A 21,853-nucleotide genomic window follows, 5' to 3' on the forward strand; every position below is an offset into this window, starting at 1 on the left:
AATGGGAGAAATGGGACGTTCGGAATTGCAGAATATGTTATTAATTAAGAATAGAGATTATTTTAGAACGGATTATTTAATTCCGGCAATTAATAACGGCTATATAGAACTAACAATACCAGATAAACCCAATAGTAAAAATCAAAAATATCGACTTACGGCAAGAGGTTTGGCATTGAAGAAAACTTTGAAAAATAGCAAATAACGTTTTAGATAATAAAAATGAACGAAAAAAATAAAATAATCCCGTATCTGTAGATTCCAAAACGAAGTGCAATGTTTTGGCCTTTAAAAATATTATATTCAAAGAGGAAAGTATTAACTTTGTATCGTGGTTGAAAGAGGAGGCGAGTTCTACTAGGAAGCAACTCTACCAAGCAGAATATAAGTTTAATGACAAGCCAATTCTTGATGTGATTGGCGATTGAAAACACATATAACATACGAACCGGAAAGAATTGAACTATTACGGTAGAGTATACAATATAAACTAAAAAACAATGGCAAAAGACAAAACAGTATTCGTATGCACAAACTGCGGACAGGAGTCACCAAAATGGATTGGAAAGTGTCCTTCGTGTGGACAGTGGAACACTTTCTCGGAAGAGGTGGTGAGAAAAGAAGCACCTGTGGCAAAACATGCTGCCCACGGAATTGAATCCATACGTTCAAAACCACAATATCTGAGGGAGATTGTTTCATCGGACGAACAGAGAATTGACCTTATGGACGATGAACTGAACAGAGTGCTAGGTGGCGGACTTGTGCAAGGCTCACTCACACTGCTTGGCGGCGAACCGGGTATAGGCAAGTCAACTCTGGTTCTGCAAACAGTTCTGCATCTTACCAACAAAAGGATACTGTATATTTCCGGCGAGGAAAGTGCGCGACAACTCAAGCTGCGTGCGGACAGAATAAAGCATAACGGAGAGAGCGAACTGCTCATAGCATGCGAGACCTCACTGGAACAGATTTTTGCCAATATAAAGAGTACTTCTCCGGACTTGGTTATTATAGACTCCATACAGACTATTTCTACAGAAAATCTAGACTCATCGCCCGGAAGCATAGTACAGGTGAGAGAATGCTCTGCAGCAATACTGAGATTTGCCAAGGAAACCGGAACTCCGGTCATACTGATTGGTCATATCAACAAGGAAGGAAGCATTGCCGGGCCTAAGGTATTGGAACATATCGTTGATACTGTACTTCAGTTCGAAGGCGACCAGCACTATATGTACCGAATACTGCGAAGCATAAAAAACCGTTTCGGAAGTACCGCCGAACTGGGTATATACGAGATGCGTCAGGACGGTCTGCGTCAGGTAAGCAATCCTTCTGAACTGCTGCTCACCCAGGATCATGAAGGAATGAGCGGAATTTCCATAGCCTGTGCAACTGAAGGTATCCGTCCATTCCTTATCGAGGTACAGGCTCTTGTAAGTACTGCTGCCTACGGAACACCTCAACGCTCGGCAACAGGGTTCGACATCCGAAGAATGAACATGCTGCTTGCCGTACTGGAGAAACGTGTAGGTTTCAAACTAGCTCAGAAGGATGTGTTCCTGAACATTGCCGGCGGACTGAAAGTTAACGACCCGGCTATCGACCTGGCTGTGATAAGCGCCATTCTGTCCAGCAATATGGACACCGAAATAGAATCCGGAGTTTGCATGGCCGGCGAAGTGGGATTGAGCGGAGAAATACGCCCTGTGAACAGAATTGAACAGAGGATAAGCGAGGCCGAAAAACTTGGTTTCACACGTATGCTGGTGCCAAAACATAATCTGCAAGGATTGGACAAAAAGAAAATAAAGATTGAACTTGTTCCTGTAAGAAAAGTGGAAGAAGCATTCAGGGAACTTTTCGGATGAATATTATAGAAAACAAATATCAACTCAGAAAAACAAGTTTTCCATTTGTACCAACGCACACATTTTTATATCTTTGTTGTAATCAGGTAGGTTTTATTTGACTATCAACAGATTGGATAAAACTCGCACGAGAACGGGCAATGGATAAGAAAAAGCCGGACTGTTCCGAACCGCCATATTTCTCATGCTTTCAAATAACTCTTTATCTCACTTGCAAAGATAACATTTCTTTCTGAAAAGGCCATATAAACGGCTGCAATCTTACGGAATAAAAACATATCGGGAAAAACGAGCATACCGTAGCCGAGTCCCCATAACCACAGGTGCTCTATTGACAAAATAAAAGTGCTCAATCAGCAAAAAAGTGCTCATACAACAATTTGAAAAGTGCTCAATCGGCAAATAGTATAAAACGCTAAAATTTTGCAGAAAAAGTATTTATAATATTTGTGCCGGTAAATGCTATTTATTACTTTTGGAGAGTACAAAGATAACAAATTCAAGTTTATATGAGCAGAAAAATCTCTTTTCTTACTCTGTTCCTGTGGCTGACGGCAGTAACTTTTCCTGTCTTTGCGCAGCAGAAAGCAGACACGACCTACACCTTCCGCTTCGTGCCGCAGAAGGACATGTTCTATGTTCCCTGGAACGGCAATGACATGGAACTTGCCCGTCTGCTGGAGTGCATTGAAAGCAACAAGACGGACATTCTTGACGGCAAGCTGCCGCTTTATGTCGACGGCTACTGCAATTCCTTGAATGGCGAAAAAGAAAACCTCGCGATAGCCAAAATTCGCTCGAACCGTGTGAAATCAGAATTGATTACACGTGCGGGAATCAAGGAAGAAAGTTTCATCACCCGCAACCATCCGGCAGAGGGCGATTTCGTGACCGTGCGCCTGACGGTGCCGGCTGAAGAAACAACCGTATCAGATGTGGAAGCAGAGGCACGGCGCAAAGCGGAAGCCGAGCGTCTGGCTACGGAAAAACGTGCCGAACAGCAACGGCTGGCCGAGGAGCAGCGCAAAGCGGAAGAAGCCCGACTTGCCGCTGAAAAGGCAGAAGCCGAAAGGGCGGCCCAGCAACAGACGGCAACACAGCAAAATGCCATCGTTGCCGATACTCCTTCGGAAACAGAAACCCCAACCGATTATCATTTGTCCCTGCGTGCCAACCTGCTGCGTTGGGTGACGCTGACCCCCGATTTAGGGCTGGAGTGGCGCATCAATCCCCCGTGGGGCATTGCCGTAAACGGTTCGTGGACTTCATGGAGCTGGAACGACAAGGACCGCCGCTACGCCCTTTGGGAAGTGGCTCCGGAAGTACGTTACTATATGGGTGAGAAGAAAGCCTGGTATGTGGGCGCGATGTTCAAGGCAGGGCAGTTCAACTACAAGCTCTCCGAAACAGGCAAGCAGGGCGACCTGATGGGTGGCGGCATCACCGGCGGCTATCAGCTGCGGCTGAACAAGGCATTAAACATTGATTTCAACCTCGGTCTGGGCTACCTGAATGCCGATTTTGAAAAATATGAGGTCATTGACGGTGTGCGTGTACGCCGCGGCAACGAGACAAAGGACTGGTGGGGCCCCATCAACGCCGGTGTGACATTGGTGTGGAAACTTTTCTAACAGAGGGAGGAAGACGATATGAAAGCAAGACAATATATAAATATGATGGGAATGGCAGCCGCCGTGCTGCTCTCTTCCTGCGTGAAGGACACGCTCTATGACACGCCGCACCCCGACAAGGGAGCTGTCACCATCAGCCTGACGGGACTGTCGGCAGACGATAACTATGTACTCGACATGGACGGGAAGGTGGCCGACATTACAGGTTCGCCATTCACCAATCCCGACCTGCTCAATCCGGGAACACACAGTATGGTAATCTATAACCGTGCGGAAGGTTTCACTTTCGACGGACGGACAGCACGGGTCAATGCCCACACGGACGGTGCATCCGTTATCCCCCTGCCGGGCTATCTGAAGACCGTCAGTCAGGAGATAACCGTAACAGCTGACGACACGCTGCGTGTCAATGCCGTTCCGGTGCAGCGTGTACGTGACCTGCAACTGGAACTGGAAGTGACGCAGGGACGCCCCGAACTGATACAGAGCGTGACCGCCACCCTCAGCGGCATAGCCGGAATTTTTGATATGGAGAAGGGACAGACCATCGGCGAACCGGCCTCCACGGTCTTCTCCTTCACCCGTGACGGCAGCAAGCTCACGGCCGACGCCCGCCTGCTGGGTACGATGGGAACCGTGCAGACGCTGGTGCTGGACATCGTCTTTACCGATGGCGGACGCACACAGCGCACGGAGGTCGACCTGACGGAAGCCCTTGCGGACTTTAACGGCGATATGACCACCGCCTACCGTGTGACCGGAACACTGGAAACCCCCGTCGGCATGGAAGAAGGCAAGGGCGAAATTACCGGATGGGAAACGGTAGAAGGTGGTGATGCCAGTGCGGAAATGTAACGGGAACTATGCAATTTAACAATTAAAGACTATAAATATAATGAAGACAAGATTTTTTGCTTTCGCAGCGTTGGCATTGACACTGGCCGCCTGTAACAACGACAACGAGAACCTGAATGACGGCCCGGTAGCCGCCAAGTTCACCGCCGACATCTATGAATCTGTATCCACCCGCGTCAATCAGGACGGTACAGACTGGACTGACGGCGACTGCATCGGCATCACCGGCGCCGGCTTCATCAACATACCCTACGTGAGAGAGAGCGGCCAGTTCGTGCCCGAGGATAAGACCATCTATTTCAATGATACCGAAACGAAGACCTTTAATGCCTACTATCCGTATCAGTCTGACGGCGGAACGGTGACCGTCAACACCGCAGCCGACAAGCAGGGCCCCGGCATCGACTTCCTCTTTGCCTCGGGAGCGAAGGGAAGCACCCGCAGCCCGGAGGTGAGCTTCACCGACAAAACCGACAAAGGCGGTGAAGACAACTCCTTCCACCACCGCATGAGTCTCATCAAATTCACCTTCAAGCCAGGCGACGGCCTCATTTTCAACGGAATGGAACCTGCTGACTACACGTTGGACGGACTGAAGCACGAAGGCACTTTCGACACGGCTACCGGAACGACTGCCGTAACCGCAGCCGTCGAATCGCCGATTACCATGCAGCTGGGCGGTGCCACCACTTCGCAAGTCATCATTCTCCCGCAGGGAGTGACCACCTCTCTTGACCTTAAAGTGTCTTTCAACGGACTGGACTATACAACCACACTGCCGAATCCATCCAAGCCCGAAGCGAATCAGTTCTCCGCAGGCTATGCCTATACCTACAACATAACGCTCAACAACAAGGGCATCACGGTGGAAGAACCGGAGATTACCCCGTGGGAACCCGGAAATTCGAACGATGTAAGCATCACGCTGTAAGCCCCACATACCGCTGCCCCGGCGTATGCGTCAAGCCGGAGCTGCCCATAGACAGTATGGTGCGACGGCCGCCTTCGCAGGCGGCGGCAGCACAAAATGAAAACAAATAAAAAGACAACCCGATATGAAGAAAAGACATTCCATCCATCTGCTTCTTGCCGCAGCCGCACTGCTCCTTGCCACGGCTGCCTGCACGAAGGACGAACTGGCGGACGGTGACCGTCTGCCCGAAGGACAATACCCGCTGGAGATAGCCCGCATCACCCTCGGCGTGGAGGGCGGCGAGGCACAGCCCTGGGGCGCACCGGCGACGCGCGTCAGCGAGAAAGAGGACGGCAACAGCAGCAAGTTTGACGCGGACGACAAGTTCGCCGTACAGATAGACGACAAGGGAGAGGTCGGCACCTACACCGTGCAGAACGATGGCTCCGTCGAAGCCGAAACACCCCTGTATTGGAGCGACAGGGACGAGGCCCACACCGTCACCGCCTGGTACCCCGCCACGGGCGGCACCCTCGACCTCAGCAACCAAAGCCAAAGTCTTGCCTACCTGCTGGGCGGCTCGGGCACGGGAGACTACCAGACACCCGTCACGCTGACCTTTGCCCACCGTCTGGCCAAGGTGCGCGTCACGCCTTCGGACGATGCACTCGACCAGGTGCAGAGCCTCCAGCTCTATACCTATACACAGTGTACTTATGAAAAAGGCAAGGCCGGACAAGGCTCGCAAGAGGGCTGGATAGAGATGAAGAAGTGCGAATATACCGAAAACGGCGCAACCATCACTTGCTGGGAGGCGAACGTGGTGCCCGGCTACACAATAACCAAGCTGCAGGCAAACGGCACCGAGGAACGCAACCTCTCTGCCGCCATCACCCCCGAAGCGGGCAAGTTCTACAACATCACGCTGGATAAGGACAAGGGATATACCGACGACGGACATGGCAACTACACCGTGACCTCCGCCGAGGGTCTGAAGAACATCGCCGAACTGGTGAACGAAGAATGGAAGTTAGACATCAATATCACCCTGACCAACAACATCGACCTGACAGGCATCGACTGGACACCGATAGGCAAAGATGATAACAAAGCATACACCGGCACCTTCGACGGCAATGGCAAGACCATCACGGGGCTGACCGTTACGAGAAGTAACCGATATACGGGTCTGTTCGGCTTCATCAAAGGCACGGTGAAGAACGTAGTGCTGACAGAAGTAAACATAACAAGTGGCACGTTCGTCGGCGGCGTGGCGGGATGGAGCTTTGGCGGCAACATTGAAAACTGCTCGGTGTCGGGCAGCGTCAGCGGTAGTAGCGGTAGCGACGTAGGCGGTGTGGTGGGCTATCAACAGGTCGGTTCCATCACCGGATGCAGTTCCTCGGCCACAGTGAAAGGAACGGAGCGTGCCGGCGGCGTGGTAGGTGTAACGAATGGTGGTACTACTCCCCTGACCGCCTGCTATGCCACAGGCAACGTGACCGTTGAAAATGACGGTACAAGCAACGCCTGGGCCGGCGGTATAGTGGGAATGAACGGAACTGGCACTCTCATTGCCTGTTATGCCGCGGGCAACGTCAGCGGTAACATTGTAGGCGGCGCAGTGGGAGTAAACTATGCCACCGTGACCGCCTGCTACTGGAGCGGCCTCCCCGACAATGACAACGGCGGAGCCACGAAGGTAGACGGCACAACCGTTACCTGGCAGAACGCCGTTGATGCCATGAACAATGCCTTGAACGGCTCAGGCTGGCAGTACGAACTTACCGGAGCATTGCCTACATTGAAGAAACAGTGAACCGTTAGGCGGGAAAAAGTTCCGCCCGACAGAGATATAGAACAGTAAATTACAGGGCATTATGATACGCAAGATACTGACAACTTACGTTGCACGGCTGGATGAATATCTGGCCCGCTCACACCGGCAGCCCGAAGGGGTGGCCGAGGTCGGGCTGATAGGCTCTGCCGGCGAGCAATGCCCCAACAAGCTGGTGGCCTCTCTCGTTAATCTGGAACGGGAAGCCAGCGGCGATGGCGGCTATATGCAGCGTGCCGCAACCGGCTATGCCGGCAGACGTCAGCCGCTGCTGCTGAACATGCACATCATGATGGCGGCAGTATATGAAGACAAACGGTATGCCGAAGCTTTGTCAGTATTGTCCGATGCACTCACTTTCATTCAATCGCTGCCTCGGTTCGAGGTCGGCAATGAAAGTTATACTTTGGAACTGGTCCCCATGTCCACTACGGATCTGCACAACATCTGGACGACCATGGGAGGACAGTATTACCCTTCGTTCATCTGCAAGGTTCGCGGACTGACAGTGGATTCCGCCGAAATCATGTCCGGCAGCAGCATGGCAGGAACTACGGATGTAAAAACATAAATGTAATCAAAAGTTAGATATATGGGCACTTATCGACCGTTATACAGCCTTCGTGTGGAGCACGACTACTATGACAATCTTGCCTGTCGTGCCCTCGCTTTCCGGCTCAAAGCCGGTGGGGTCGATTTGTGCCGGCGAAGAGGACTGCTGTTCAGACAGACAGCGGTCAACGAGTGGACACTGTTGTATGACTGCGACAGTGCGGGGGTGGACACCTCTTCCGACAAGGTCGAAGCGGAATTCTGCATTACGGATCCGGCTTTCGTCCTGTTCACGGATTGGGCGGCACTGCGCCCCGAAAATGCCTATACCCTGGAGTTGCCTGCATCACGCGATACGGTCGAGGCGACAGAAGCCATCCGCGAATCCGCCGACAGAAGGCGTATCGGCAGCGGCTTCTGTTCGGTAAGCATCCTGATGACGGAGAAAATCCTTGCAGCCGCACAGAAAGAAAAACACAAGACCTGCACGCTTCGTTTCCATGCCCCGCAATGCAAATGGGAATACCTGCTGGTGCCCCGCGATGGAGGCAGCCCTGATCCCAGGCAATACCGGATGGAAGAACAGGGCGGCACGATGGCGTTCACGCCGTTCAAGACATTCAAAGCATACGGGCTGGAAGTGCTTCGCACCGTTTCACAGGAGGCTGTCCCCATGAAGGAACACTATGCCTGCAAACTCAAGGTGTTCTCGTCTGCAACAGGAAGCGGACGCAGGCAGGTATTGCTCAAGTACGTCCCGCCACCGGAACCGGGCAAGTTTCTGGATGCGGAACCGGGCCTGCTCAGGCAGGTCTGCTATCTCTAATAAACTGAATATACCAGATAACTGATTGTCTAACTATTTAAAACAAAAGCGTATGGCACAAATGAAGACACCAGGCGTTTACATCGTAGAGAAGAGCGCCTTTCCAAACTCGGTAGTCGAAGCCGCTACCGCTATCCCTGCTTTCATCGGCATCACGGAGAAAGCCCTCAATGTCTTTTCCGTACGATTAATCCCAACACGTTTCTCGAAATTTCTAATGAAAAGTCTGAAATAGCTTAATAGGGTTTCCTGTTCCGAAGCCATACCCAAAAGTTGATGCTTTACATCCTCTGCTGTTACATCCTCACGGATTGCAGATTGTTCCGCATAGATGCCGAGCGCGGCAGCACGTATTTCATCCAGTCTGTTGTTTATGTCTCTTGCCGCAACACTTTTCCCACATGCCCGTCCGGATGACCACAATGACTGTGGCCACGAAGCTTGACACTGAATGCTGTTTCAGAGTGCTTGCCGACAATAAGCCGTGCCATTACGGGACAGTTTCCCCTGGCATCCGCCTCGCTCTTTTTAAGGTAGAACGAAACCTTTACATCTGTCTGATTCATAATCTGTTCCATTGTTTGCAAAATTAACGGAGACAGAGTTAATCATCGGCATGTCAAATATCGTCAGACATCGACAAAGCTATCACCATTGACTTACGGAACCTATATTTTTCATATCTCAAAAAAAATAAGTACCTTCGCTAAGCCAAAATGATGGAACTGCGTTCTTTACGGTCGGAGCAGAAAGGATTTCCAAACAACTCCATACAACTGGAATGGGCAACGGATAGGTAGCAATTTTTCTGCTTAACTATTCAAAAAACGGCTTCAAGGCACACATTTACGAATGCGGAATAATGCTGCGTATCTCCCTGAAAGCCCAATAGTTTACATTATTCTTCCTAAATCCATCCAAAATCGGGCGAGTTTAATTATCTTTGCAGATATTGATAAAAAACTACACTTATGAAATATCCAATCGGAATACAAAGTTTTGACCGTATCATTGAAGACGGATTTGTCTATATAGACAAGACTGAGTTAATCTATAACCTCACCCATGAGAGTAGTATTTATTTCCTTAGCCGTCCACGCCGTTTTGGAAAAAGTTTACTGGTTTCTACACTGAAAAACTACTACCTGGGGCGTAAAGAGTTATTCCGCGGATTAGCCATAGAGAATCTGGAGAAAGAATGGAATGTATATCCTGTTTTCCATGTAGATTTCAATGGTTCTAACTTTACAGAAGAAGGTGTTTTGGAAAAACGCCTGAATGGATATGTATCCGATTGGGAAGAAATGTATGGTTTATCATCAGACAGTGACTCACTTGATTTGGGAGGACGTTTCATCAAGGTACTTGAAGCCGCACACAAAAAAACAGGACATCGTGCAGTAGTACTGATCGATGAATACGACAAGCCTATTCTGGATGTGCTCGATATAAATTCAACTCTGGAAGACCGTCATCGTAACGTACTGAAAGGTTTCTATTCTGTATTTAAAGGAGCAGACGAACATCTGCAGTTTGTTTTGCTTACGGGTGTGACCAAATTCTCGCAAGTAAGTGTATTCAGTGGTTTCAACCAACCTAAGGATATCAGTATGGATACACGCTACGAAGCTTTATGCGGTATCACCCAGGAAGAAATTGAACATTATTTTCCCAAGCCTATTGCCGACATGGCTATAGAATACAAATGCAGTCCTGAGGAAATGAAATCACGTCTGAAACAGCAATACGACGGTTATCACTTCAGTGACCGTATGACTGATATTTATAATCCTTTCAGCCTGCTTAACGCTTTTGACAGCAAACGAGTGTATGACTACTGGTTCCATTCAGGTACACCTACATATCTTATACGCCTACTAACTCATTTCAACGAAAATTTGAATGAACTGACAGGCAAATATTATCGTCCTGAAGAATTCGTGGACTATAAAGCCGATATAGAAAAGCCACTTCCTATGATATATCAAAGTGGCTATCTCACGATAAAGGACTACAATATGAGGATGAACAAGTTTTTGCTTGATTTTCCAAATAATGAGGTAAAAAACGGATTTCTTACAATGTTGGCAACTTCCTATCTGAAGCCAAAACAACGTGTAGAAGGTTGGATAGATGAATTGGTTGAAAAACTTGAAGCCGGTGAAGTGGAAAAACTGCAAGCTATGTTCACGGCTTTTCTGGCCAGTATTCCATATACAATGCGCCGAAAGGAAGACGAAAATGAGCGGGAACGTTATTTCCAATACACCTTTTATCTGATTATGAGGATGGTGAGCGTATATACTGTTTATGTGGAAAAAGTGCAAAGCCAGGGACGTGTGGACTGTATTGTAGAAACTCCGCAATACATTTACATTTTCGAATTTAAACTGGATGGTAATGCTGCAGAAGCTCTTCAACAGATCGAAGAAAAAGGATATGCACGTGAATACGAAACTGACAACCGCCGACTCTATAAAATAGGTGTAGGATTCTCATCAGAGACAGGAACAGTAAGTGATTGGAAATACGTATAACATAAAAACATTCCAAACTCATAAACTAACAACTAAAGACTAACAACTCCACCAAGATGGTAAACGAATATCAACTCAGAATATTGCCTGAACAGGCTGCAAGCGAACAGTCGCTGAAGACATATATCAGCCGCGAAAAGGGGCTTGACATCAGAACTATCAATGCTGTAAGAGTTCTGAAAAAGAGTATTGACGCACGTCAGCGTACCATATATGTAAACGTAAAGGTACAAGTGTTCATCAACGAAGTGCCGGACACACAGGAATATACTCCTACCGAATACAAAAACGTTAGCGGAAAGCCTCAGGTGATTGTTGTGGGTGCCGGTCCCGGAGGACTGTTTGCCGCACTACGACTTATAGAGCTTGGTCTGCGTCCGGTAGTAATTGAACGCGGAAAGAACGTACGCGAAAGAAAAGAAGACCTGGCAAAAATCAGCCGCGAGCATAAGGTTGATCCCGAATCAAACTACAGTTTCGGTGAAGGTGGCGCAGGTGCATATTCCGACGGCAAGCTTTACACCAGAAGCAAGAAGCGAGGCAATGTGGATAAGATTCTGAATGTGTTCTGCCAGCACGGAGCCAGCACCTCAATCCTTATAGACGCACATCCTCACATCGGAACAGACAAACTGCCTAGAGTGATTGAAAACATGAGAAATACCATTCTGGAATGTGGTGGAGAAGTTCACTTCAAGACCAGAATGGATGCCATTATTATAGAGAAAAATAAGGTTATTGGCATTGAGACCAACGATGGAAGAACCTTCAGAGGTCCGGTGATACTTGCCACCGGTCATTCGGCTCGCGATGTATACCGCTGGCTTTATGCCAACGGCGTAAAGATGGAAACTAAAGGCCTTGCTGTAGGTGTACGTTTGGAACATCCGTCAATGCTTATCGACCAGATTCAATATCACAACAAGAACGGTAGAGGTAAATATCTGCCGGCTGCGGAATATAGTTTCGTGCAGCAAGTGGACGGACGCGGTGTCTACAGTTTCTGTATGTGTCCGGGCGGTTTTGTGGTTCCGGCAGCAAGCGGTCCACATCAGCTGGTTGTAAACGGAATGAGCCCAAGCAACCGTGGTACGAAATGGAGTAACTCGGGTATGGTGGTAGAAATTCGTCCTGAAGACTTGAACGACCCTACCCTGCAACTGCAGGCATGCGAAGTGATTGAAGGCTCTGCAGAACAGCAGACAGAAGAATTGAGACGCAAGACTGCCAAGGATGGAGAACAGTCGGTTCTAGCAATGATGCAGTTCCAGGAAAGACTGGAACAGATATGCTGGCAACAGGCAAATATGCGACAGACTGCTCCCGCACAAAGAATGGTAGATTTCACAAGAAAGAAACTGAGCTACGACCTTCCTGTCACTTCCTACAGCCCTGGAATTATATCATCTCCACTACACTTCTGGATGCCCAAATTCATCAGCGAACGTCTGAGCAAGGGATTCGAAATGTTCGGAAGAAGTTCGCGAGGATTCCTTACCAACGATGCAGTGATGATTGCTGTAGAAACCCGCACATCGGCACCGGTAAGAATTGTACGCGATAATGAAACACTGCAGCATGTCACAGTGGAAGGACTCTTCCCATGCGGCGAAGGTGCAGGATATGCCGGAGGAATTGTCTCTGCCGGAGTTGACGGCGAAAGATGTGCGGAGGCTGTAGCAGCATTTATGAGGATTTAAAAGCCATTTAAACACCATTCAAATACTGTTTAAACGATAATAAAATGATTCCTGAAATTGCCATAATAGAAAAGAATACTCTTACTGCGCTTGGACTGCAGACCATTCTGGAAGAGTTGATACCACAAGCCGTCATACGCGTGTTTCATTCGTTCGAAGCCCTGATAGACGACACTCCTGACATGTATGCCCACTATTTCGTGTCGATATCAATATATTTCGAACATACGGCTTTCTTCCTTGAAAGAAAGCCCAAAAGCATAGTGTTGTCAGCCGGAGAGCCGCAGATTCCGGTTGGCGTTCCTGTGCTCAACACATTTCTGCCTCAGGAGAAACTTATTAAGGCCTTTATGGATATGCGGAGCAGAGGACACGAAATGACTCACCATCCTGTAAAGCCTCAGCCAAAGGATAGTATGCCTACACTGTCTGCCAGGGAAATAGAGGTACTGATTCTAGTAACTAAGGGATATATAAACAAGGAAATAGCCAAAAAGCTGAATATCAGTCTGACCACGGTTATATCACACAGGAAAAACATTACAGAAAAACTTGGTATAAAATCTGTCTCAGGACTGGCTATTTATGCCGTAATGAACGGATATATTGACGCCGACAGCATTTAAAATCATAATAAATTAGGATTGTACGTTTTCGCGGATTGCATTTCCTTTGCATCCGAATTACAAAAACCATATACAGACTGAAAAAATGAGAAGACGTACAGTTCTAAAGACATTTAAGTTCATGGCGGCAGGCGTTACAATAGCAACCGGAGTAACTCCTGCCTACAGTCTGCCCACAAACGAAAACATCAGCGCACCGGCAGACACAACCAGAGTGATAGACATAGAAGAGGTAGTGGTTATAGCTACTCCTAAGGAAAATAACAGATTGAGGCAACAGCCTATCTCTGCCACATCATTCTCGCAGGGAGATATGAGAAACAATTCCGTAACATCGGTAAAATCACTGTCCGGGCTTGTTCCTAACCTATTCATTCCTGACTACGGTTCAAAACTTACCACTTCGGTTTATGTAAGAGGTATCGGTTCAAGAATCAATACTCCTGCCGTAGGACTGTATGTAGATAATATTCCTTTCATCGATAAATCTGCTTTTGATTTCAATTATTCAGATATAGAACGTATAGACGTATTACGCGGTCCTCAGGGTACTCTGTACGGACGTAACACTATGGGTGGTCTTATCCGTGTGTTCACAAAATCACCGTTCACATACCAGGGTACTGACATAAGCCTTGGAGCTGCAACATATAACAACTATAAGGCTTCCGTAAACCACTACCATCGCATCTCAGACAAATTTGCGTTCTCGGCAGGTGCATTTTATGAACATGAAGGAGGCTTCTTCGAAAATGTAGCACGCGACAACGAGAAAATTGACAAAGGTGATGAAGTGGGTGGAAGAATGAGGGCTATCTGGCTGCCAAAAGATAATCTTAAACTTGACTTCACTGTGAATTATGAATATTCCAACCAGGGAGGTTACCCTTATCAGCTGACCAGCCTTTCTGAAACAGACATCTACTATCAGGACTTGAAAGGCGACTTGGGCAAGGTGGCTTACAATAATGAGTGCGGATATATGCGTCATCTCCTTAATGGCGGATTGAACCTCGAGCATCAGGCTGAAAACTTTATCCTCAGCAGTGTGACAGGTTTCCAGTACCTGAAAGATGAAATGAATCTCGACCAGGATTTCACGAGAAAGAATGTATACACTATGGCACAGAGACAGAACTCAAAAACCATAAGTGAAGAAATCGTGCTTAAATCAAAACCTGGACGCCGTTGGCAGTGGACTACAGGTGTGAGCGGTTTCTATCAGTGGCTTGACACTGAGGGACCTGTGACTTTCCATGAGGACGGTATATCTTCTTTAATGGAAAACAATGTAAACGGTATTTTCAAGAAAATCAAGGAAGAAAAACCTATGATGCCGGACATGAGTCTTGATATAACTGACAATAATATATTAATCGGCGGAAATTTCAAGTCACCAATGCTGAGCACAGGTATTTATCATCAATCAACAATAAATGATATTATCTTTGACGGACTTTCTTTCACTGCAGGTTTGAGAATGGAATACGAAAAGTATTGGCTTGACTATAACTCTAACACCAACATCAACTTCGATTTCAAGATAGCCGTTATGCCTATGCCGTTCAAAGGATTAAATTCTTCACCTAAAGTGAACGGTAACATAAGCCACGACTACATACAGTTATTACCTAAATTCGCTTTGCAATATGATTTCAACAAAAACAATAACATATACGCATCAGTAACGAAAGGTTATCGTTCGGGAGGATATAATATACAGATGTTCTCCGAAATCGTACAGGGTGAGATGATTAACGGAATGATATCAGTATTAGATGAAAAGAGTCACGGTATGGTTTCACAAATGGGAGGAGACAAAATACCTCATTATGATTTCAATATTCAGGAGACAACACTGTACAAGCCAGAATACTCATGGAACTACGAAATAGGCTCGCGCATGACCATGTTCGACGGACGTCTGCAGGCTGATGTAGCTGCTTTCTATATGGACACTCATGACCAGCAGATTTCACGCTTTGCGGCAAGTGGTCTGGGACGTGTAACCGTCAATGCAGGAAAGAGCAGAAGTATTGGTGGAGAACTGGCTCTGAAAGCACAGATTACGGATGTATTCAGTCTGAACGGTAATTACGGATATACTCATGCCACATTTACTGATTATGTAGTAAGCGACGAAGTGAACTATAACGGCAATTATGTTCCTTTCGTACCAGAGCATACTTTCACTGTTGGAGGTCAGTATATATTCCGTATGAAGAGCGGTGCATGGCTGGACAACATAATAGTAAACGCAAACTATAAGGGTGCAGGACGTATCTACTGGACAGAACAAAACAATGCTTATCAGGACCTTTACGGCACACTGAACGGACGCATCAGTCTGAACAAGGGTAACGGACAGATTGGTATCTGGATAAACAATGCACTGAACACTGACTACCAGGCATTCTACTTTGAATCAATGAACAGAGGATTCGCACAGATGGGACGCCCTATGCAGATTGGGGTTGACCTTAGATGCAGATTCTAATATATTAAGTTATACTACACAAAAACGGCGGAACCAGTAATTCCGCCGTTTTTGTGTAGTATATCACACCTCGTTATTGAGAGCTTTCCATTTGTTTCGCAAATATATACCGTCTATCACTCCGTCAGCAAGTCCTATTACAGGTACATAGATGTAGGTCGCTTTTATAATATCTGCAATAGTAAGAAATATATCACCTGCCGGAACAATAACGTCCGCACGGTCCGGTTTGAGACTGAATTTCTGCATCCTTTCCGCCACAGTGTACTGCTTCAATTCATTATGCAGTTCCTGCAATGAGGCCACAGTCATACGTGCACGTTTCTTGTCCTTTTTCTCAATCATACGATACAGCTTGTTGATATTACCTCCCGAACCGATAATATTAGTGTCGGGATATGACTTGGCAAGATCTGCCATATCATTCTTGAGTCTGTCCCATTCGCCTTCCTTTACAGCCTCATTCAGAATACGAACAGTACCGATATTGTAGGAACGGCTGCAAACCAACTGACCTTGCGACAACAGATTTATCTCCGTACTACCACCACCTACATCGACATACATATAGTTGCCTTTGCGGTCGTCCATTGATTCTACATGGTTATTGTATACTATTTTTGCCTCTTCCTGACCGTCTATAATCTCTATCTGTATCCCCGTTTCCTTGGCTATACGTTTTATTATTTCAGTCCCGTTCTTTGAGTCACGCATTGCCGAAGTGGCACACGCACGATAATCCTTTACGTCGTATATCTTCATCAGATGGCTGTAGGCCTTCATAAGGCGGAGCATATTCTTGGCACGCTTTTCTGAAATCTTATTCTTTGAGAATACATCGAAACCAAGACGAAGAGGCACACGCAACAACAGAACCTTAGAGAATTTCACCCCATCTTTAGTTTCTTCAAGATGCTTGATAAGCAAACGTACGGCATTGGAGCCTATGTCTATAGCCGCATAATTCACACCATTTAGTGTTGTTTCAATTTCCTTGCTCATAGTATTCGTTTTTTATCATTTAACAGTTAGTTTATAAATGCGAATAATTGCTTGCCACCATACCCTTGCGGGCAAGCGACAAGCAACGTTGTGAAAAATCAAGCTATAATATCTATTCGTTTTCAGCAAGATAGCTATTGTAGAGAGCTTCCTGAGAACGGAACGGCGTTTCATTTTCTGCCAGAGAAACGAACCTGTTATCACCAAATCCGTCGACTATACGTCCCTGGAGAGTGTCCTTCAATCCGTAGTCTACAATACGCTTCAGTTCACCTTTTATGGCAGGATCGTAAACTGGAGTGATAACTTCTACACGGTTGTCAAGATTGCGCGGCATCCAGTCGGCCGAACCCATGAAAATCTTTTCCTCTCCTCCTGCAGCAAAGATAAAGATACGTGAGTGTTCCAGATAACGGTCTATAATACCTGTAATTCTGATATTGCTGCTCACCCCAGGTATTCCCGGCACCAACGAGCAGTTTCCTCGTACCACCAAATCGATATCCACACCGGCCTGAGATGCCTCATAAAGCTTTTCTACCATTATAGGATCTGTGATGTGGTTTATCTTAATCTTTATATATGCAGGTTTTCCTGCCTTACGGTTCTTTATTTCATTATTAATAAGGGTTATAAACTTGTTCTTCATTTCATTTGGAGAAACAAGCAACTCCTTAAACTTAATAGGTGTGTAAGGACGTTCGATAAAATCGAATACTGCATCAACATCATTTACAAGTCTTCTTGAGGCAGTCATCAATACACAGTCTGTATACATACGGGCATTCCCTTCGTGGAAGTTACCTGTACTTATGCAAGCTATATCCGGACCGGTTTTCATACCGATATGTGTAATCTTGGAGTGTACCTTCAAACCTTCTACTCCGAATATTACCTTTATGCCGGCATCCTGCATTTTCTTTGACCAGTTAATGTTAGAAGCCTCATCAAAGCGGGCAAGCAGCTCTATGACTACTGTTACCTTCTTTCCATTTCGTGCCGCACCGATAAGAGCCTTTACAACCTTAGATTCTTTGGCAAGACGATACAAAGTAATCTTGATACTGTTAACCCTCTTGCTGACGGCAGCCTCCTGAAGCACTCTGATAAATGAATCAAAGTTGTGATAAGGTACATGGATAAACCTGTCTCTTTCCTGAATCTTAGACAAAAGGCTTTCCGGCCCGTCAAGCTCCTTTTTCATAATAGGAGTCCATGTCGGATATTTCAGGTTCTTCCTGCCACAATCAGGGAACTTCATCAAGTCTTTATGGTTCTGATAGCGACCACCGGAAAGGATAGTATCCCAGGAATCTACATCCAGTTTGTTGAGGACACGCTTCATCAGGTCCTTAGGCATATCGCCATCATAAATCACACGTAGAGGTTCGCCGCGTTTACGGCTCTTCACTCCCTTGGAAATCTTCTGCAATGTACCTGTGCGCAAATCATTGTCTATCTCCATTTCAGCATCACGGGTAAACTTGAAGGCGTATGCTTCGAACTTGGTATATTCCAGTCCTTCAAAAACGATAGGGAGACAGCACCTAACCACATCATCAAGGTACATCATATAACTCTTTCCATCGCAGTCTGGTAGACGGACAAAACGTCCGCACAATCCCACAGGCAGTTCAAGAAAGGCATAGTCTGTTATATTCTTAGAGCCATTGTCTTTCTGAAGCTTTACGGCCAGAAAGATATTTTCATCAGTTTCAGACTCAAGGGTCTTTATTGCCGAGAACCATACAGGAACAATAAATCCATTGAGTTTCTCCTTATAATACGAACGTATATAATCCAACTGTTCGGGTGATATATTTTCATCATCAACCAGGAAAATGTTTTCTTTTTCCAAATCCGAGATGACACTTTCCACAGCCTTTTCATACTCCTTGGCGTATTCCGAATTCAGTTTTGTGATTTTCTTGATTATCTTCTTGGCCTTTTCACTGTCCTTGGCTGCTGATTTATCCTCACACTCAGCAATACGGTTTTGTGAAGCCATACGGACACGGAAGAATTCATCAAGATTATTTGAATATATTCCAAGGAAAGCCATTCTTTCAAGCAAGGGCACATGTTGACGTGTTGCCTCCTGCAGGATACGTCTGTTAAAATACATCCAGCTTATATCTCTTTCAAGATATGGATTTTCTTTCTTCTTAATTGCCATAAATTCTAATTTTTGTGCAAAGGAAAGTAATACATATTACATTGTTATTGCAATATACAAAAATTATTGATACAATGTTCGGTTATTGAAAAATACTTTGAACAATAGAATTTCAGGAGTATTCTTATAAGCTTAAAAACACGCGATGAACGGTAAATAAACAAGGTATAAACAGCCAACGAACAGTAAATACACATGTTCAATGAACGTTCATATAATGTTCAGCAGGTGTTCACTCATATGTTATGAAAAGTGTAATTTACTATATGTATTCCTCCACCATATACATATTCGGCATAAATGCAGTAGAAGCCAGACTCTCCAGCTCATTTACTATCATATATTCTGCAGAATTAACCCACTCTCTGAATTTCTCGTCAGGCTTGTATGTTTCCGCAAAGTCCAACAATTTGCTTAAATCAAAGTCATTATCCACAATACCTGCAGAACTTTTCATGGCATCAAAAGCATTACATTCCTGCTCGATATGTGCGGGCACCATCATTAATGGTTTACCAAGATACATAGCCTCGCACACAGATTCAAAACCTGCTGTGCTGGCATACGCCTTGCAGCCGGCCATCTGACGCAAAAACTCAACATCATCCAACTGATAGAAACTCAATGTATCATCAACTTTCCTGACAGGTGTTTCATCCCATCTATCCCAGAAAAAGCGCAATTGAGTATGTGGATGGGCTTTATGCCAACGCATTACACATTCAGAGAAACCGGAATTTACCATATATCCATGTATATAACCACCATCAGAGACTTCCTGACGGAACACCTCACGCCTTAACAAAGGAGGTACAACCTTTATTCTGTTTCCATTATCATCTTTCATACTTCGAAAAGAAAGCGCGAGAAACTCTTTAGCACCCAAAGCCGTAAGCTTCGTAAACATATTGAGAAACATCATACCCAGCCTGTTCTTTGCAGGCAACTCGAAATCCTTGTGAAGGAAAAGATATTGATGCCCAATACATACCTGAGGGACAGCTGGACGATAAAAGAAATATGTAAGCCCCGTAAGTAACTCGTAAAAGTTGATAACCATGTCGGCACCTGTTTTAGAAATTCGCTCATTAATATAGCGCATACTTTCCAAATATTCAGGGACTTTCATTACATTGTATAATATGCTGCGAGTGATATTTACACGTTTGTTTGATGGTGTAGGAAGGAAATTAGGACTTACAAACTGTTTTACCGGAGCATGCACACTGCGTGTAAAGAAACCCGGCAATCGTCTGGACTCGCTTTTTCCTACAAGTATCTCTACTACTTCATGACCACTTCTTAACAATACATTCTCTAAAGTTATGGCTTGGGTAAGGTGTCCGCGACCCTCTCCTTGAACGATAAACAGAAATTTCATGATGCTACAGATAAAATTGTTAGTTTGGCAGTTTTATTCAATTGATTTATCACATCAGAATAATTTACCACTTCCCACACTCCGTTTTCATCTTCTGTAAGGGCAGAAAGCGTCTCTACCCAGTCTCCGGAATTCAAATAGTGAATACCATCTACTATTCTGTTTTCAGGATGGTGAATATGTCCACAAATCACACCGTCACAATCACGCTTACGTGCAAAATCAACCAAAACTTTCTCAAAATCTGAAATATAAGACACGGCCGATTTTACTTTATGCTTTATAGCCTGCGACAATGAATAATAAGGCTTACCCTGTTTGGCACGATATTTATTATACATACCATTCATCCAAAGCAATAATGTATAGCCCACATCACCCAACTTTGCCAACCATTTCATTTCAGTTGTCACTTTATCAAATACATCTCCATGAGTAACAAAATAATGACGGCCATTGCTTTCCAGGATATAATCCTTAACTATACTTATATTCGAGAACTGTAATGGTACAAGATTATCAAGGAAATCATCATGATTTCCACGTATATAAATAACCTCTGTACCACACTTTTCCATCATTTTCATTATAATCTTGAAGAAACGGGTGTGTTGTGGTTTCCATTTTCTAACACCCGATTTCTGCAAATGCCACCCGTCGATAATGTCGCCGTTAAGTATAAGACGGTCGCAATCTACCGTACTAAGGAAATCACTCACCTCATCAACTTTGGAATGAGTTGTACCCAGGTGAATATCCGATAAAACGATTGTTCTGTAATGTGGTCTTAATTCCATTTCTCTTTCATTTTTGTCTGATGCAAAATAACGGAATCAATATTACAAAGACGTGTAGTTTAGATTAATAAGATAATACATTCTGACAATAAAAAAGGAAGATGTAAATTCTGATTACTCATCATTTACATCTTCCTTTTCGTGCGCAGATTTTACAGATTATCGAACTTTTATTAATGACCTTAAAAAGATAACTTGCTTCTTGGATTGGTACAATGATAGAAAAGTATAATATCTTTGAGAGTTAATTAACCGCTATATTAAAAAATAACTTTCAGTATAATATTCTAATTATCTGTAAACTTATAGCACTGATTTAAAGCTCTGTAACTTGCCTCTTATTATGCTTATATGTGATAAGTACCGTAAGAGGCACACCGTTAGCCATGAATAAAAATTTTTTTGGGGTATTTTTCAGAAAAAAAACTTATTAAGGTTGATATTTTTTCTATTGTTACCATATTTATTTATATAAACTTTAAAAAATGAGACAATATAGAGAATTATCAGACATGACAAAGAAAAAAATAAGTCAGGCAATGAAAGGGAAGAGTAAATCAATAACTCATAGGGAAGCTATAAGTAACAGCTTAAAAGATTATTGGAAAACTGTACCAAATAAACCTGCACAAAAAAGGTAGGCTAATAA

The 21,853-nt window shown here is 45.1% G+C and carries 16 protein-coding genes and 1 pseudogene; 12 read left to right on the top strand and 5 right to left on the bottom strand.

Annotation, left to right across the window (positions count from 1 at the left end; all coding sequences use genetic code 11):
* From I6E11_RS12190 to I6E11_RS12225, 8 genes are all read left to right on the top strand, one after another.
* A partial coding sequence (locus I6E11_RS12190) for a Fic family protein (RefSeq protein WP_394800134.1) occupies positions 1-205 on the top strand: 205 nt, incomplete at its 5' end.
* A 295-nt stretch (positions 206-500) separates the two neighbouring features.
* Complete coding sequence (gene radA / locus I6E11_RS12195) at positions 501-1,874, top strand: DNA repair protein RadA (protein WP_235338423.1); 1,374 nt, start codon at positions 501-503, stop codon at positions 1,872-1,874.
* A 509-nt stretch (positions 1,875-2,383) separates the two neighbouring features.
* Positions 2,384-3,505: a DUF3575 domain-containing protein gene (locus tag I6E11_RS12200; protein ID WP_235338429.1), complete on the top strand. Its 1,122-nt coding sequence runs from the start codon at positions 2,384-2,386 to the stop codon at positions 3,503-3,505.
* 51 nt (positions 3,506-3,556) lie between these two features.
* On the top strand, positions 3,557-4,360 hold the full coding sequence (locus I6E11_RS12205) for a hypothetical protein (RefSeq protein ID WP_449500928.1): 804 nt from the start codon (positions 3,557-3,559) through the stop codon (positions 4,358-4,360).
* Positions 4,361-4,400: 40 nt separating this feature from the next.
* Positions 4,401-5,291 carry a fimbrillin family protein gene (locus I6E11_RS12210; protein ID WP_235338432.1) on the top strand — a complete coding sequence of 297 codons (891 nt, stop codon included), beginning with the start codon at positions 4,401-4,403 and terminating at the stop codon, positions 5,289-5,291.
* 124 nt (positions 5,292-5,415) lie between these two features.
* Entirely contained in the window at positions 5,416-7,092 is a 1,677-nt protein-coding gene (locus tag I6E11_RS12215; protein WP_235338433.1) for a fimbrillin family protein, read from the top strand.
* A 61-nt stretch (positions 7,093-7,153) separates the two neighbouring features.
* Positions 7,154-7,681 (top strand): Pvc16 family protein, encoded by a 528-nt coding sequence (locus tag I6E11_RS12220; protein WP_235338435.1) that lies wholly within the window; start codon positions 7,154-7,156, stop codon positions 7,679-7,681.
* Positions 7,682-7,702: 21 nt separating this feature from the next.
* Entirely contained in the window at positions 7,703-8,488 is a 786-nt protein-coding gene (locus I6E11_RS12225; protein ID WP_235338436.1) for a hypothetical protein, read from the top strand.
* A 159-nt stretch (positions 8,489-8,647) separates the two neighbouring features.
* Here I6E11_RS12225 and I6E11_RS12230 read toward each other — a convergent pair.
* Positions 8,648-9,054 (bottom strand): annotated as a pseudogene (locus I6E11_RS12230) (Arm DNA-binding domain-containing protein); the annotation flags it as partial.
* A 405-nt stretch (positions 9,055-9,459) separates the two neighbouring features.
* Here I6E11_RS12230 and I6E11_RS12235 point away from each other — a divergent pair.
* The 4 genes from I6E11_RS12235 (at position 9,460) to I6E11_RS12250 (ending at position 15,848) form a co-directional block, all read left to right on the top strand.
* Entirely contained in the window at positions 9,460-11,025 is a 1,566-nt protein-coding gene (locus tag I6E11_RS12235; RefSeq protein ID WP_235338441.1) for an ATP-binding protein, read from the top strand.
* Positions 11,026-11,081: 56 nt separating this feature from the next.
* Positions 11,082-12,725: an NAD(P)/FAD-dependent oxidoreductase gene (locus I6E11_RS12240; RefSeq protein ID WP_235338450.1), complete on the top strand. Its 1,644-nt coding sequence runs from the start codon at positions 11,082-11,084 to the stop codon at positions 12,723-12,725.
* 44 nt (positions 12,726-12,769) lie between these two features.
* Positions 12,770-13,351, top strand: a complete 582-nt coding sequence (locus tag I6E11_RS12245) for a response regulator transcription factor (protein WP_235338456.1) — start codon at positions 12,770-12,772, stop codon at positions 13,349-13,351.
* 85 nt (positions 13,352-13,436) lie between these two features.
* Positions 13,437-15,848, top strand: a complete 2,412-nt coding sequence (locus I6E11_RS12250; protein ID WP_235338462.1) for a TonB-dependent receptor — start codon at positions 13,437-13,439, stop codon at positions 15,846-15,848.
* A 63-nt stretch (positions 15,849-15,911) separates the two neighbouring features.
* On the opposite strand, the gene I6E11_RS12255 is transcribed toward I6E11_RS12250, so the two are convergent.
* From I6E11_RS12255 to I6E11_RS12270, 4 genes are all read right to left on the bottom strand, one after another.
* The gene (locus I6E11_RS12255) at positions 15,912-16,850 is read right to left on the bottom strand and encodes a Ppx/GppA phosphatase family protein (protein ID WP_235338464.1); all 939 of its coding nucleotides are present in this window, start codon (positions 16,848-16,850) and stop codon (positions 15,912-15,914) included.
* A 112-nt stretch (positions 16,851-16,962) separates the two neighbouring features.
* Positions 16,963-19,026 (bottom strand): RNA degradosome polyphosphate kinase, encoded by a 2,064-nt coding sequence (locus I6E11_RS12260; protein ID WP_235338465.1) that lies wholly within the window; start codon positions 19,024-19,026, stop codon positions 16,963-16,965.
* 262 nt (positions 19,027-19,288) lie between these two features.
* Positions 19,289-20,407: a glycosyltransferase family protein gene (locus tag I6E11_RS12265; protein WP_235338466.1), complete on the bottom strand. Its 1,119-nt coding sequence runs from the start codon at positions 20,405-20,407 to the stop codon at positions 19,289-19,291.
* Complete coding sequence (locus I6E11_RS12270) at positions 20,404-21,204, bottom strand: UDP-2,3-diacylglucosamine diphosphatase (protein ID WP_235338467.1); 801 nt, start codon at positions 21,202-21,204, stop codon at positions 20,404-20,406. Before I6E11_RS12270 ends, I6E11_RS12265 begins: the two co-directional genes overlap by 4 nt.
* Positions 21,205-21,853: the final 649 nt, after the last annotated feature.

The organism is Bacteroides caecigallinarum, assembly GCF_021531075.1.
Lineage (GTDB): Bacteria > Bacteroidota > Bacteroidia > Bacteroidales > Bacteroidaceae > Phocaeicola > Phocaeicola caecigallinarum_B.